General features: G+C 44.0%; 14 protein-coding genes and 4 pseudogenes. All 18 read left to right on the plus strand.

Annotated elements, in window-relative coordinates:
• The first annotated feature begins 1 nt into the window (after position 1).
• Positions 2-2590, plus strand: coding sequence for a SusC/RagA family TonB-linked outer membrane protein (locus ACSLFW_RS05175; RefSeq protein WP_436554911.1), 2589 nt, complete (start codon positions 2-4; stop codon positions 2588-2590).
• A 10-nt stretch (positions 2591-2600) separates the two neighbouring features.
• A complete protein-coding gene (locus ACSLFW_RS05180; protein ID WP_436554912.1) occupies positions 2601-3035 on the plus strand; it encodes a hypothetical protein in 435 nt (144 codons plus the stop codon).
• Positions 3036-3321: 286 nt separating this feature from the next.
• Positions 3322-4624: pseudogene (locus tag ACSLFW_RS05185) on the plus strand (RagB/SusD family nutrient uptake outer membrane protein).
• 83 nt (positions 4625-4707) lie between these two features.
• Positions 4708-6254: pseudogene (locus tag ACSLFW_RS05190) on the plus strand (alpha-N-arabinofuranosidase).
• 8 nt (positions 6255-6262) lie between these two features.
• Positions 6263-6475: a hypothetical protein gene (locus ACSLFW_RS05195; protein WP_436554913.1), complete on the plus strand. Its 213-nt coding sequence runs from the start codon at positions 6263-6265 to the stop codon at positions 6473-6475.
• Positions 6476-6522: 47 nt separating this feature from the next.
• Positions 6523-6720, plus strand: a pseudogene (locus ACSLFW_RS05200) (arabinan endo-1,5-alpha-L-arabinosidase); the annotation flags it as partial.
• A 194-nt stretch (positions 6721-6914) separates the two neighbouring features.
• Positions 6915-7406: a family 43 glycosylhydrolase gene (locus ACSLFW_RS05205; protein ID WP_436554914.1), complete on the plus strand. Its 492-nt coding sequence runs from the start codon at positions 6915-6917 to the stop codon at positions 7404-7406.
• Positions 7407-7511: 105 nt separating this feature from the next.
• A complete protein-coding gene (locus tag ACSLFW_RS05210; protein ID WP_436554915.1) occupies positions 7512-7868 on the plus strand; it encodes a lipocalin-like domain-containing protein in 357 nt (118 codons plus the stop codon).
• On the plus strand, positions 7868-8794 hold the full coding sequence (locus ACSLFW_RS05215) for a glycoside hydrolase family 43 protein (RefSeq protein WP_436554916.1): 927 nt from the start codon (positions 7868-7870) through the stop codon (positions 8792-8794). The genes ACSLFW_RS05210 and ACSLFW_RS05215 overlap by 1 nt, the downstream gene beginning before the upstream one ends.
• A 274-nt stretch (positions 8795-9068) precedes the next feature.
• Positions 9069-9731 (plus strand): family 43 glycosylhydrolase, encoded by a 663-nt coding sequence (locus ACSLFW_RS05220; RefSeq protein WP_436557377.1) that lies wholly within the window; start codon positions 9069-9071, stop codon positions 9729-9731.
• Positions 9683-11593, plus strand: coding sequence for a beta-L-arabinofuranosidase domain-containing protein (locus tag ACSLFW_RS05225; protein ID WP_436554917.1), 1911 nt, complete (start codon positions 9683-9685; stop codon positions 11591-11593). The genes ACSLFW_RS05220 and ACSLFW_RS05225 overlap by 49 nt, the downstream gene beginning before the upstream one ends.
• A complete protein-coding gene (locus ACSLFW_RS05230; protein WP_436554918.1) occupies positions 11541-11801 on the plus strand; it encodes a hypothetical protein in 261 nt (86 codons plus the stop codon). Before ACSLFW_RS05225 ends, ACSLFW_RS05230 begins: the two co-directional genes overlap by 53 nt.
• A 17-nt stretch (positions 11802-11818) precedes the next feature.
• Positions 11819-12445 (plus strand): hypothetical protein, encoded by a 627-nt coding sequence (locus ACSLFW_RS05235; protein ID WP_436554919.1) that lies wholly within the window; start codon positions 11819-11821, stop codon positions 12443-12445.
• Positions 12442-13119 (plus strand): hypothetical protein, encoded by a 678-nt coding sequence (locus ACSLFW_RS05240; protein WP_436554920.1) that lies wholly within the window; start codon positions 12442-12444, stop codon positions 13117-13119. The genes ACSLFW_RS05235 and ACSLFW_RS05240 overlap by 4 nt, the downstream gene beginning before the upstream one ends.
• Positions 13088-13291 carry a hypothetical protein gene (locus ACSLFW_RS05245; protein ID WP_436554921.1) on the plus strand — a complete coding sequence of 68 codons (204 nt, stop codon included), beginning with the start codon at positions 13088-13090 and terminating at the stop codon, positions 13289-13291. The genes ACSLFW_RS05240 and ACSLFW_RS05245 overlap by 32 nt, the downstream gene beginning before the upstream one ends.
• Positions 13231-13794 carry an alpha-L-arabinofuranosidase C-terminal domain-containing protein gene (locus tag ACSLFW_RS05250; RefSeq protein WP_436557378.1) on the plus strand — a complete coding sequence of 188 codons (564 nt, stop codon included), beginning with the start codon at positions 13231-13233 and terminating at the stop codon, positions 13792-13794. Before ACSLFW_RS05245 ends, ACSLFW_RS05250 begins: the two co-directional genes overlap by 61 nt.
• Before the next feature lie 221 nt (positions 13795-14015).
• Positions 14016-14515: pseudogene (locus tag ACSLFW_RS05255) on the plus strand (hypothetical protein).
• 22 nt (positions 14516-14537) lie between these two features.
• Positions 14538-14984, plus strand: coding sequence for a hypothetical protein (locus tag ACSLFW_RS05260; RefSeq protein ID WP_436554922.1), 447 nt, complete (start codon positions 14538-14540; stop codon positions 14982-14984).
• Positions 14985-15090 lie beyond the last annotated feature (106 nt).

Consider the following 15090-nt stretch of genomic DNA (forward strand, 5'->3'; position numbering starts at 1 on the left):
TATGAGGACAATTACCAGATTATTAAAATGCACTTCCGGATGGCCATCTCAGCTTAACTTTGCCGTTATTGCATTTCTTTTGTTGTCTGTTGCGGGCGTCAATGCGCAAAGCATTACGATAAAAGGACAGATGACAGCAGCAGAAAACGGGTCGCCGCTTCCGGCCGCCAATGTCATGGTTAAGGGCACTACAAACGGGACTGCCACCGATCTTGACGGTAATTATAGCATTCAGGCCAAGGCAAAAGATGTTTTGGTTTTTTCTTACATCGGATATGAGAGCAAGGAAGTTGCGGTATCCAACCAGACAACACTGAACGTTTCGTTAACTCCGGAAGCTACAAATCTGAGCGATGTCGTGGTTATCGGATACGGCACGCAAAAGAAAACCGACTTAACGGGTTCTGTTGCTGTTGTAAATGTTGCCGATGCGAAAAAAACCGTAACTTATGATGTGGCGAAAATGCTGCAAGGGCAGGCTGCAGGTGTAACGGTGCAATCTTCGGGAGAACCGGGCGGTTTCGTGAATATTAAAATCAGGGGGGCCAATTCCTTTTTAAACAGCAATCCGTTGTTCATCATCGATGGTATCATTGTCGAGGCACCGAATGATTTTGCGCCGGGCGAAATTGAAACTATCCAGGTGTTAAAAGACGCTTCGACCGCAGCGATTTACGGTGTGAGAGGTGCAAACGGCGTCGTTATTATCACCACTAAAAAAGGAAAATCAGGAAAAGTTGCTGTGAACTTCAAATCATTGGTAGGTTTCCAGAATGTAGCTAAAAAAATCAGCGTTACCGATCGCGTAGGCTACCAGAAAATCACCAATGCGGCAATGATCAATTCAGGACAGGCAATGCTGCCGGGAAATGATCCCGCAAGCCCTTCTTTTATCGATAATGTAGATACCGACTGGCAGGATGCGGCTTTTAAAACCGGCGTTGTCCAAAACCAATCTTTCACGGTAAGTGGCGGAAGCGATAAAGTAACCCTTAGCCTTAATGTCGACAATTTCAGTAACACCAGCTGGATGGAAACGCCGCAGGATTACAAGAGGATTTCAACCAACCTTAATGTCACTGCAACATTGGGTAAATTCAAATTCGGCTCCAAACTTGGATTTACCGAGTCTAACAAAGAGCGTTTTGCAGAATACCTTTCCGGAACTTCTTCAATGACGCAGCTTTTACAGGCCATCCCGACAATGCCGGTTTATGATCCGAACAGGCTCGGCGGTTACGGCGGTGCCGACAACGCAACGCAAAGAGCCATCACATTAAATGTCATCGGATGGAATAATCTCGTTGACAACAACAGCAAAAGGGACAGATTTATAGGAAATATTTGGGGTGAATATGAAATTATCCCCGGATTGAAATACACACTTCGCACCAGCGCCGACCAATTGTCATTTGGCAACAGATTGTTTATTCCGCCAAGTGATTTAGGATGGTATTACATCACAACAAATGCTGAGGCTTCTTTAGATGTTGATAACGGAACTGCGACACGCACCGTAATCGACAACCTTTTGAACTATGACCTGACAGTTGGAAAACACAAGTTCAATGCCTTACTAGGATGGGTGCAGGAACGCAACGATTATTACTATCATTCTACAAGAGGCGTAGGTTTTGACAATGGCGAAATTGGAAAACTGCAATATGCCGACGCCTGGTCAGGAAGCGAAAGAGAAGAAACAGAAACCCGTATTTCCTACATGAGCCGATTGGATTATGCTTATAATGACACCTATTTATTGCAATTGAATTTCAGGCAGGACAAATCTTCATTATTCCCTGAAAGCAACAATGCCGGTAATTTCTATTCTGTTTCTGGAGGCTGGAAAATTCAAAATGACATCAAATTACCATCATGGATGAGCAGTGCGAAACTTCGCGCAGGTTACGGACTTTTAGGCAACAACACAGTTCCGAGATATGGTTTTACGCCTACCGTAAATGAATTTGCAGGTTACAATTTCGGAAATGACCTCGCGCCGGGAACAACCGTAGTTACTTTGGTCGACCCGAACATTAAATGGGAAGAAACCACTACAGCCAACGTCGGATTGGAATTGGGAATGCTCAATAATAAAGTGCAGTTTTCTGCCGAATATTACGTAAAAAATTCTGATGACCTTTTGGCCAGGGTGCCATTGCCTTACTCAACAGGCGCTTTTCCTGCCGATATCGTTACGAATGCAGGAAGCATTAAAAACACTGGCTTGGAATTCATGTTATCTTACAGCAACCAGGACCATCCGTTCAAATACGCTGTATCTGCTAATTTCGCGACACTTAAAAACGAAGTGACGAAGATTGGAAATGATGATACGCCGATTCCGGGCATCAATTCAAGGACAGAAGTAGGCCGCTCTTTAGGAGAATTATACGTTTATGAGACAGAAGGGATTTTCCAGAGTCAGGCAGAAATCGACGCGCATGCCGTACAGCCCAACGCTGTTCCGGGAGATATCGCTTTCCGTGATGTGAATGGCGACGGGCAGATTACTGACCAGGACCAGGACTTTCCAGGGCGTTACAATTCCGAAATTCACATTCGGACTCAATTTCAACGCCAGTTATAAGAACTTCGATATGTCATTGTTCTTCCAGGGACATGGCGGCAACAAAATCTATAACGGCACTTACAATTCTTTAATGATCGGCGGATTGACCAACCACAGTACAGACATGCTCGATTTCTGGACACCGGATAATACAGATACGAATATTCCGCGTCCTGACCAATTGGAGAAAAACGCAAATGCAAGACCGTCTGACCGTTTCATCCAAAATGGCGATTACATGAGATTACAAAGTGCTGAATTGGGCTATTCACTACAATTCAAATCTAAATTTATCGAGCGCGCAAGGGTTTATGTTTCCGAACAGAATTTATTCACACTTACAGGATACAAAGGATATGACCCTGATTTCAATTACAACGACGGATTGTTCTCAAGAGGTTACGAATACGGATCTTACCCAAATCCGCGTACATTCTTATTTGGAGTAGAGCTTAATTTCTAAAAAATAAAAATTGATCATTATGAAAAAATTAAACAAAATTAAGTACACAATTGCCCTTCCGGCACTGGCATTACTGATGTCAGGTTGTGTAAATGAAGACGACCTGGTTCAGGTTGATCCGAATGTCAACACCCAGGCATCCTTTTGGAAAACCGATGCCGATGCTTTAAAAGGAGTGAACGCAGTTTACGGCAGTTTGCTTACAGACGGTACTTATATGAGAAGTACGCCGATTTTATTAGACGGAAAAAGCGACGATGCAAGAAGCAACAGCCCATGGCCGGCAATGGCAAATGTCGGAAGGTTCAACACCAGCGTTTCTGATGCCGCCATTTACGGTTGGGCATTTGAGACTTACTATCAGGGAATCTTCCGCGCCAATCAGGTATTGGAATTCGTCCCGAAAATAGAAATGGAAGATGCGGCCTTGAAAGACAGGATTTTAGGACAGGCGTATTTTTTGAGAGGCTTGTACTTTTTCCACGCAGTGAATTTATTTAAAAATGTGCCTTTGCCATTAGACAACAACGACCTTTTGCACCAGCAAAAAACGCAGGAAGAAGGTTGGGCGCAGGTAAAAGCAGATTTTCAAAAGGCAGCAGAGTTACTTCCCGTAACCTATGCAGGCCTTTCAGGGTTAGATCATGATGAAAAAGGGCGTGCTACAAAAGGAGCCGCTTTGGCTTACCTCGGAAAAGCGCAATTGTTTACCAAAGATTTCGCGGGCGCTAAAGCTTCTTTCGAAAGCGTAATCAACTTGGGCGTTTATTCATTGGTCGCTAACTACAAGGACAACTTTACAACTACTAATGAAAACAATTCTGAGTCGATTTTTGAAGTGCAGTTCAACCGTGATGCTGGTGGAGTAGATTTAGGATGGGGCGGAATTCCGGCTTCAGGCTGGGGAAAAACATCAGCGCGCGCCATTACGTATGCGCCAAGAGGTTTCGGATGGACAGACATGCAGCCAACCTGGGCATTGTTCAATGAATTTCACGATGAATTGACCGTTGGCGGACAGACAGATCCACGTCTGGATGTTACCATGTTCTACAACAAACCGGGCGGAATGATGCTGTACGGACAGGATTTTGCAACTAAATATGCGACAAATCCAGCAGATTTGAATGATCTTTTCATCGCCAAATATGAAAATGCAGGCGGTGAATTTGCCGACGAATTCGACTGGAGATCTGGAATCAACGACCGCTTAATGCGCTATGCCGATGTCTTGATGATGTATGCAGAATGCCTCAACGAAACCGGACAAACCGCTGCCGCTTATCCATACATCCAGATGGTAAGAAGTCGCGTGAATTTACCGGATCTTGCGACTACAAAACCGGGCATGACACAAGCACAGATGAGAGAACAGATCGGCCACGAAAGATTCCTTGAATTTGCACTCGAAGGTCACCGTTCAGACGACATCAGGAGATGGGGCTGGCTGGAAGATCCGACGAAATTCAGCCTGGCTAAAATCACGCGATGCTGAATTTAATACTTATCAGCCCGGACGCGAATATTTCCCGATCCCGCAATTAGAAATGGACGCCAATCCGGGAACCGTACAAAACCCAACCTACTAAATTACAACAACAACACAACAATTAATATCATATGGTAAGCCGCATTCCAGGCTTGCCATGTGGTATTAAAATTTAAAAGCATCATGAATAAATCCCAGAAATATATCGGCCTGTTTTTATTTTTCATTTCAACAATCTCAGTTTTTGCGCAACAAAAAGCATCAATTGCGATTGTGAAAACCGACAACGCGCCAACCATCAGCAAACATATTTACGGGCATTTTTCAGAACACTTAGGCAGGTGTATTTATGATGGATTTTATGTAGGCGAAAAAAGCACAATCCCAAATACAAATGGTGTCAGAAACGATATCATCTCTGCATTAAAAGAACTTGGCATCCCGAACCTTCGCTGGCCGGGCGGCTGCTTTGCCGATACTTACCACTGGAAAGACGGCATCGGAACCGAAGACCAAAGACCAACAATGGTCAACCAATGGTGGGGCGGCGTTACCGAAGACAACAGTTTCGGCACGCACGATTTCCTCGATCTTTGCGAGACTTTAGGAACAGCACCGTATCTCGCCGCCAATGTAGGCAGCGGAACGGTAAAAGAATTTACAGACTGGGTCGCCTACGTAAACCACAGCGGCAAAAGCCCGATGTCTGAACTCAGAAAAAAGAACAACCGCGAGAAAGCCTGGGCGTGAAATTCTGGGGCGTAGGCAACGAAATGTGGGGCTGCGGCGGTAACATGACTCCGGAATATTATGCGAATCTTTTTAAACAATATTCCACTTTCATGACTGATTGGAGCAATTCCGATAAATTATTCCGCATAGCATCCGGCGCAAATGTCGCAGATTACCACTGGACGGAAGTCTTAATGCGCGATATTCCGAAGAATCTAATCGAAGGCGTCGCGTTGCATTCCTATTCTTTCGTAGAATGGGATCACAAAGGTTCTTCGACGAAATTCAACGAAGCGCAATATTTCTCTACGATGAAAACCGCGCTCAAAATGGAAGAGCTCGTCACCAAACACACCGAGATCATGGACAAATACGATCCGGAGAAAAAAATCGCATTGATCGTAGACGAATGGGGCGGCTGGTATGATGTGGAAGAAGGCACGAATCCCGGATTCCTTTACCAGCAAAATACTATGCGTGACGCGATGATTGCCGGCACGACCTTAAATATTTTCAACAACCACAGTGACCGTGTAAGAATGGCGAACCTGGCACAAACGGTCAACGTGTTGCAAGCAGTAATCCTTACCAAAGGCGACAAAATGTTACTGACGCCGACGTATCACGTGATGCATTTGTATAAAGTGCACCAGGATGCGAAATTAATTCCGGTGAAAATAGATTCGCCGCTTTATAAATTCGGGAATGAAACGCTTCCGGCGGTTTCGGCCTCCGCTTCCGCGAAAGACGGAAATACCCATATTTCTTTGGTGAACATCCATTCTACGGAAAAAATCACCACAGACATCAACCTTGAAACACTGAAGCTGAAGGATTTCTCAGCCCAAATCATAACTTCGGCAAAATTGCAGGATTACAATTCGTTTGAAAATCCGAATGCCATTACACCGAAACCATTCAAAGATTTTAAATACAAAAACGGCATCCTGATAGTTACTTTACCGCCTTTTTCGGTAATTGTTTTCGAAGCGAAATAATTTACAAAATGAAAATTCCCCAAATAAAATTCCAATTCAGAGATGCCGTTTTCCTTTCAGGATTATTACTGTGTATGACTTCCTGCTCCAAAGACGATGCGGCGACTTCTGTTCCGATTGAAGAAGAACCGACACCGATAATCGAAACGTTTCCCGGCCGACCTACGCCGATAATTATACACCGATGTCCGGATGGGACAATCGTGCCAATTGGAATTTAGCCAACGTGCACGATCCGACAATCGTAAAATCCGGAAATTATTTTTATATGTACCAAACCGACGCTTCTTACGGCAACGCAACAGAAGGCCACGGGCATTTCCATTGCAGGCGTTCGACAGATTTAGTCAATTGGGAATACATCGGTTCTTCTATGGATGAAGCGCCGGCGTGGGTGAAGGAAACGATGAATATGAAACGTGAACAAATGGGTTTACCGCCAATCGACAATCCGGGTTTTTCGTTTTGGGCGCCTTGCGTAAGAAAAGTTGGCAATGTTTACAGAATGTATTACAGCATCGTCGTCAATAATTTGATTACTGGCACAGATTTCAATACTTCCTGGGTGAACGTCCGTATATCGGGCTTCGCGAAACTACAGACCTTTCTTCCAACCAATGGGTTGATAAGGGAATGGTGGTTTGTTCAGAACCTGATGGGGTGTTCGATTACATCCGCGGCGGTTCCAACGACTGGAATTCCTATTACAAATTCAACGGCATCGACCCGAGTTATATCGTCACAGAAACCGGAGAGCATTATCTCGTTTACGGTTCATGGATGACCGGAATTGCGCAAATTCAACTCAATCCCGAGACCGGAAAACCCAACCAACTCAACACCATCGCCGATTACGGCACACGAATCGCAGGTCGTGGCAATACCAGTACCAATCGCTGGCAAGGGCTTGAAGGTGCAGAAATTATTTACAATCCTGATACGCAATATTACTATCTGTTTATGGCGTATGACGAACTTTCTGTTGCCTACAATACCCGCGTGGCGCGTTCTACCAACATCAACGGTCACTTTCTTGGGAATCGACGGACAAAATGTTTCCGCCGGAGCCGAATGCTGGCCAATGCTGACACATCCCTACGCTTTCGGCACACACACAGGCTGGGTAGGCATTTCGCATTGCACAGTTTTTAAAGATGATACGACGAACAAATGGTATTTCGCATCACAAGCGCGTTTGCCGGAAAATGTCCCGGGAATTAATGTTTCAAATGCTGTTATGATGGGCACGTTCGTGAATTGCAATGGAATTCTGATGGATGGCCTGTGGTTTCGCCAGAGCGTTACGCCGCCGTTCCGCAAACCGATATCGCCAACGCCAATTTTGTTGGCAATTGGCAAATCATCACTATGAGTTACCAATACAAGCAACAGCAACATTCTGTCAACGTCACTTTGGCCAGTGATGGCGCTATCGTTGGCGGCATGACCGGAACATGGCATTATGATAGTTCGAAAAGAGCAGTTTACTTGAACAACATTGAATGTAAAATTTCAAACGGCTGGGATTGGGAAGCGTCGCCAAGGCACAGAACGATTACGCTATCGGGATTAACTGGGGATGGAAAACCGGTTTGGGGTAAAAAAGTCAATTAATGAGAAAGATTACTGTCATATTATTATTGTTTTTCGGAATGGCTTTCGGACAAAATCCGATTATAAAAGACAAATATACTGCCGATGCCGCCGCTTTGGTTTATAAGGATTCAGTGTATTTGTATGCCGGACACGATGTAGCGCCGAACGATTTCAATTTTTATAAAATGAACGAATGGCTTGTGTATTCGTCGGCAGATATGATCAAATGGCAGGAACACAAAGTCCCGCTCAAAACCAACGATTTCAAATGGGCTTCCGGCGATGCGTGGGCGTCACAAGTGATTGAAAGAGACGGAAAATTTTATTGGTACGTCACGGTTTCGCACGCTACGATTCCCGGAAAAGCAATAGGAATCGGCATTTCAGATTCGCCAACAGGGCCTTTTAAAGATGCACTCGGAAAAGCATTCATCACCAACGACATGACCACGCAAACCAAGATCAATTGGGACGATATCGACCCAACGGTTTTTATCGACAACGACGGACAGGCGTATTTATATTGGGGAAATACCATTTGCCATTACGTAAAGCTCAAAAGAAACATGGTAGAAACCGACGGGCAGATTGTAACGGTTGATTTACCAAATTACACCGAAGCACCTTGGATTCACCAACACGGCGACTGGTATTACCTTTCTTATGCCTGTCAATTTCCTGAAAAAATCGCTTATGCAATGAGCAGATCGGTAACAGGTCCGTGGCAATTCAAAGGAATTCTGAACGAACTCGCCGGCAATTGCAACACGAACCACCAGGCGATTATCGATTTCAAAGGAAAATCGTATTTCATTTACCACAACGGCAGCATCCAGCCCGATGGCGGCAGTTTTCGCCGTTCGGTTTGCATCGACAGCTTATATTATAACGAAGACGGTACCATGAAACGCGTGGTCATGACTTCAGAAGGCATACAAAAATAATATGGATAGATTTAAGCTTTTTGGTTGCTTATTTTTGATTTGCGGCAGTGTCTTTTCGCAGAAGACGCTGCCCATTAATCAAACCATCGTGCACGATCCGGTGATGATCGAGCAAAACGGGACGTATTATATTTTTTGTACAGGAAAAGGTATTTCGATGTTTTCATCCAAAGATAAATTGGAATGAAAATCCGAAAAACCAATCTTCGAAAATGCGCCTGATTGGGTCAAAAATGTCGTTCCCGATTTTAAAAACCACATTTGGGCACCGGATATTTCATTTCACAACGGGCAATATTATCTGTTTTATTCTGTATCCGCTTTTGCGAAAAATACGTCGGCGATAGCGGTTGCGACCAATAAAACTTTAAATCCCGACGATAAAAATTACAGGTGGGAAGACCATGGCATCGTAATCGAATCATTCCCGAACCGCGATTTGTGGAACGCGATTGACCCGAATTTAGTTTACGACGAAAACAATATGCCGTGGCTCGCATTCGGCTCTTTTTGGAACGGATTGAAACTCGTAAAACTCAATGCCGATTTGCTTTCCATCGCCAATCCGCAGGAATGGCACACGATTGCACGCCGTGAACGCAGTTTTGAACTTGACGATACCGATCCCGGAAATGCAGCCCTCGAAGCACCTTTTATTTTCAAAAAAAATGACTATTATTACCTATTCCTTTCGTGGGATTTATGTTGTCGCGGAGAAAAAAGCACGTATAAAATCGTCGTCGGAAGGTCAAAAACGGTACAAGGCCCATATGTCGATGCAATCGGAAAATCCTTAAACGACGGCGGCGGAACGATTCTCTTGCAAGGCAATCAAAACTGGTACGGGTCGGCCACAACAGCACATACACATTTGACGGAAAAGATTATATGGTTTTTCACGCATACGACGCTTCGCAAAAAGGCGCACCAAAACTAAAGATTAAAGAAATTACCTGGAAAACGGCTGGCCGAAAGTCACACCAATGGATTAAAAATCCCGGAATCAAATCTAAACACATGAATTATTTCAAAGCATTAGGCCTCGTCATTTTTTCTTTACTGATTTCAGGTTCGCCTGATTTTAATGAAGGAAAATCGCCAATTAATGCCAATACTGAATTGTCCGATTACCCGATCGAAGCTGTTCCGATAAGCGATGTAAAAATCACCGATGCATTCTGGTTGCCGATCATCAAACGCGTTCAGGAAAAAACCATCAGCTACGCTATTAAAAAATGCAGTGACGAAGGCCGTTTTGAAAATTTCCTGATTGCAGGAGGGAAAATGAAAGGCGAAGTGCGCGGCGCGATGCCGTTTGATGATACCGACGTTTATAAAATCATCGAAGGTGCGTCGAATTCGCTCATCAGCTCACCCAATCCGAAACTCGAAAAAACACTCGATTCCATTATTGCGATCATAAAAATCGGGCAGGAAAAAGACGGTTATTTAACAACCTGGCGTACCATCAATCCCGCAAAACCACCCGCACCGTGGGTAAAAGTCACCGAAGGCGAACGCTGGGAATACATGAACATGAGCCACGAAGATTATAATGCCGGGCATTTGTTCGAAGCGGCCGCAGTACATTTTCACGCGACCGGAAAACGCAATTTCCTCGACATCGCTTTAAAAACCGCCGACCTTTTCGTGGCGACTTTCGGCAATGGCGAAGGCAAAAGGCAATCGGTTCCGGGCCATCAGATCATCGAAACCGGACTGATCAAACTCTACGAAATCACGAAGAAAAAAGAATACCTCGAACTCGCGAAATATTTTCTGGACAACCGCGGCAATCCGAAAAACCACGAATTATATGGCGCTTATTCACAAGACCACATTCCGGTAACCGAGCAGGACGAAGCCGTAGGGCATGCCGTTCGCGCTACTTACATGTACGCCGGAATGACCGATATCGCCGCGATTTACAAAGATGAAAAATACCGGAATGCCATCGATAAAATCTGGCACAATATGGTCGAAAAGAAAATCTACATCACCGGCGGTATCGGCGCGAAACATGACGGCGAGGCTTTCGGTGAGAATTATGAATTGCCGAATTTAACGGCTTACAACGAAACCTGCGCGGCAATCGGAAGCGTTTACTGGAACAATCGTTTGTTCAATTTAACAGGCGATGTAAAATATTATGATGTTTTGGAAAGGACATTATACAACGGACTCATTTCAGGAATTTCGCTTTCAGGCACCGAATTTTTCTATCCGAATGCATTAGAATCCGATGGCAAATTCCTGTCCAATCGCGGCTCCTGCACGAGACAAGGCTGGTTTGATTGCTCTTGTTGCCCGACGAATCTGATTCGGTTTGTTCCGGCAATTCCCGGATTGATTTACGCGAAGCAAAAAAATACGCTTTTTGTCAATTTATACATGGCGAATACTGCGGAAGTGGCTTTGGAAAACAATAAAATTCAGATTACACAACAAACTTCTTATCCGTGGAATGGCGAAGTAAAAATTGCCGTCAATTCTGAAAAAGAAGGCAATTTCACTTTAAAACTCCGTGTTCCGGGCTGGGCGAGAAATGAAGTTTTGCCGGGCGGATTGTATTCGTATAAACAAAATTCAATGGCAATTCCAACTATCAATATCAATGGCAAAAAACAAAATATTAAAGTTGAAAATGGCTATTTTATTCTTGATCGCAGTTGGAAAAAAAATGATATTGTCGAATTGAATTTTTCGATGGAAGTCAAAGAAGTGATTGCTGACCCAAAAATCAAAGATGACAACAACAAAGCGTCTTTGGAATATCGAACCAATCGTTTACGCAGTTGAAGAAGCCGATAATAAAACGAATTTCGATAACATTTCCATCAATAATAAAACTGCTTTCAAAATCAAAAAACGTCCTGAATTATTACAAGGAATTTATACGATTGAAGCAATTTCCGGCAACCAGAAATTCACCGCAATCCCATACTATTCCTGGTCGAACCGCGGCGTAGGAAAAATGAAAGTCTGGATTCCTGAAACCACAAAATAAAACGATAACTTTTATCAATGAAAATAAAAACCTTCCAAAACATTGCGTTTGCTTCGCTTTTCTTCAGCGGAATTTTCGCCAATGCGCAAACCAATAAATACGTCCTTGATTTCAAAGACACCGGCGTAAAAATCGAACCGACGATGTACGGCATATTTTTCGAAGACATCAACTTCGCGGCCGACGGCGGTTTGTATGCCGAAATGGTCAAGAACCGCTCTTTTGAATTCCAGACGCCGCTCATGGGTTGGGAACAGCCGAGCAGCGACCGTCATTCGCTCAACGAAAAATCGGGTTATGCATTGCCGATTGAAACCGGGGATGAAAAGAATAAAAACATCTGCCGCATCGAAGTCAAAGACGATAAAGGTTACAGTTTAATCAACGAAGGTTTTCGCGGAATGGGCATAAAGGCTAATGATTTGTACAATCTTTCGATCATGGCAGAAAACCGCGAAGGTAATATCTCGAAGATAAAATTCCAGTTTATTGATGAAAAGGAAATGCGATTGGCGAAACTTCAGTCAATCCATCTTCAAAAGAATGGAAAAAATATACCGCGCAATTCAAAGCCACTAAAACCGAAGCGAAAGCCAAACTCAAAATCACTTTTGAAGGCACGGGAATCATCAATGTCGACATGATTTCGATATTTCCGCAGGACACCTGGAAAAACAGGCCGAACGGTTTGCGGGAAGATCTGGTACAATTATTATCCGATTTAAATCCCGGATTTCTGCGCTTTCCCGGCGGATGCATCGTCGAAGGCCGCATTTTGGAACAACGCTACCAATGGAAAAAATCCGTTGGTGCCGTTGAAGACCGCGAAATGATCATCAACCGCTGGAACACCCAGTTCAGCCACCGTCCGGCGCCGGATTATTTCCAGACTTTCGGACTCGGATTTTTCGAATATTTCCAATTGGCAGAAGACATCGGCGCAACGCCATTGCCGATTTTGAGTTGCGGCATGGCGTGCCAGTTCAATACAGGCGAATTGGTGCCAATGGGTGAAATCGATCCGTATGTTCAGGATGCCGTTGATCTGATTGAATTTGCCAACGGCGAGGTGACTTCGAAATGGGGAAAAGTGCGCAGCGATATGGGACATCCGCAGCCATTCAACATGAAATTCATTGGTGTCGGCAACGAGCAATGGGGCCTGATTACATCGAAAGATATAAAGTTTTTGAAAAAGCGATCAAGGCGAAATACCCGAATATCACGATTGTTTCGGGCAGCTGCCTTTCCCGAACGGGGAATATTTCGATTATGGCTGGAAGGAATTGAAGAAACTCAACGCCAAAATCGTCGATGAACATTTTTATAACAGTCCGCAATGGTTTAAGGAGAATGTGACGCGTTACGACAGTTACGACAGAAACGGCCGAAGATTTTCGCCGGTGAATATGCCGCGCAAAGTGTCGCGATTGCCAGTCCGGACAACAAAAATAACTGGGATTGCGCGTTGGCGGAAGCTGCGTTTATGACAGGTTTGGAACGAAATGCAGCAGTGGTGCACATGACTTCCTATGCACCGCTTTTCGCGCATGTTGACGGCTGGCAATGGACGCCGGATTTAATCTGGTTCAACAATCTTGAATCGTATGCAACACCGAATTATTACGTACAAAAATTATACGCCAACAACCCCGGAACCGATTTGATTTCGGTAACTGCCGACGGAAAAGCGATTACCGGACAAAACGGAATGTTCGCGACAGCTGTTATTGATAAAAACACGAATGAAGTTATTATCAAAGTAGTCAATACAACGGCAAAATCCCAAAAAACAGATATTGCTGTAAAAGGCAAAAAACTCGGTTCAAAAGGAACGATGACGGTTTTGAAAAGCGACAGCCTTTCGGCCGAAAATTCATTCGGGGCAGAAAAGATTACGCCGAAAACATCAGAATTCAATCTGGAAAAAAGTAAAATTGCAACGGATATCCCGGCTTATGCATTCGTAATCATAAAAGTAAAAATCTCATAATCAACTATAAACAACCAATGAAAATGAACACAATTAAAATGAGTTGCTGCCTTTTGCTGACAAGCGTCATGCTTTTTAGCTGCAAAAAGGAAGAAAAAAAACAAGACACTATGGATACTACCGAAAAAGCTGCGGCTTCCATTGCGAAATCTGATTATGCGACAATGGCCGACGGCACGAAAATCGACAAATATACGTTGACCAATAATAAAGGCATGAAGATGGAGGTCATTACGTTTGGCGGCATCATCACGTCGTTGACAGCGGCTGATAAAAATGGCAAATTTGAAGACGTCGTTTTGAGTTATACCAAGCCAGATGATTATTTCAACGGGAATCCGTTCTTTTTGGCGCGATTATCGGAAGATACGGCAACAGAATCGCAAAAGGCAAATTTACACTCGACGGAAAACCATACCAACTCACATTAAACGACGGCGTGAACACACTTCACGGCGGAAAAGGTTTTGACAAAAGAGTCTGGACAGCGGCGCCAATCGATGCCACAAATCCGACGTTAAAATTGTCTTACACCAGTAAAGACGGCGAAGAAGGCTATCCGGGAAATTTGACTGTTTCAGTAATTTATACGCTTACGGATGAAAATGCTCTTGAGATTGCTTACGAAGCTTCGACCGATAAAAAAACGATTGTGAATTTAACGCAGCATTCTTATTTTAACCTTTCGGCGAATTTCAGCAATACGATTCTGAACACATGAACTGACTTTAAATGCTGACAAAATGCTGCCTGTTGATGCGACATTAATCCCGACTGGCGAATTGAAAGCAGTTGCCGGAACGCCATTCGACTTTACAACAGCGAAAGCAATCGGGAAAGACATCAACGCCAAAGACGACCAGATTGCCAAAGGAAAAGGTTACGACCATTGCTGGATTTTTTCAGACAATGCGACCGGCGTTCGCGAAGTGGGTTCATTGTACCACAAGGCTTCGGGAAGATTGATGACGATTTCGACAGACCAACCGGGCATTCAGTTTTATTCAGGGAATTTCCTTGACGGAACAAAACCAAGTAAAACCGGCGGTAATTATGAATTGCGTACCGGATTGTGCCTTGAAACGCAACATTTTCCGGATGCGCCGAATGAACCGAAATTTCCATCTGCAGTTTTAAATCCCGGAGAAAAATATACTACGAAAACCGTTTATAAGTTTTCGGTGAAATAATGATTTTGTTTGATTGAGTTAGTTATTTTAAGAAGAAAAACCTGTCTTTGCGGACAGGTTTTTTGTTTAACACGAATTACACGAATTACACAAATTTCCACAAATT

Origin of the sequence: Flavobacterium sp. 3HN19-14, assembly GCF_051373205.1 — a bacterium.
Classification (GTDB): Bacteria; Bacteroidota; Bacteroidia; order Flavobacteriales; family Flavobacteriaceae; genus Flavobacterium.

Excerpts from the sequence above, each read along its gene's own strand:
- ACSLFW_RS05175 (WP_436554911.1), top strand. The coding sequence starts at position 2 with ATGAGGACAATTACCAGATTATTAAAATGCACTTCCGGATGGCCATCT.
- ACSLFW_RS05180 (WP_436554912.1), top strand. The coding sequence starts at position 2,601 with ATGTCATTGTTCTTCCAGGGACATGGCGGCAACAAAATCTATAACGGC.
- ACSLFW_RS05195 (WP_436554913.1), top strand. The coding sequence starts at position 6,263 with ATGAAAATTCCCCAAATAAAATTCCAATTCAGAGATGCCGTTTTCCTT.
- ACSLFW_RS05215 (WP_436554916.1), top strand. The coding sequence starts at position 7,868 with ATGAGAAAGATTACTGTCATATTATTATTGTTTTTCGGAATGGCTTTC.
- ACSLFW_RS05225 (WP_436554917.1), top strand. The coding sequence starts at position 9,683 with ATGGTTTTTCACGCATACGACGCTTCGCAAAAAGGCGCACCAAAACTA.
- ACSLFW_RS05230 (WP_436554918.1), top strand. The coding sequence starts at position 11,541 with ATGACAACAACAAAGCGTCTTTGGAATATCGAACCAATCGTTTACGCA.
- ACSLFW_RS05235 (WP_436554919.1), top strand. The coding sequence starts at position 11,819 with ATGAAAATAAAAACCTTCCAAAACATTGCGTTTGCTTCGCTTTTCTTC.
- ACSLFW_RS05240 (WP_436554920.1), top strand. The coding sequence starts at position 12,442 with ATGATTTCGATATTTCCGCAGGACACCTGGAAAAACAGGCCGAACGGT.
- ACSLFW_RS05260 (WP_436554922.1), top strand. The coding sequence starts at position 14,538 with ATGCTGCCTGTTGATGCGACATTAATCCCGACTGGCGAATTGAAAGCA.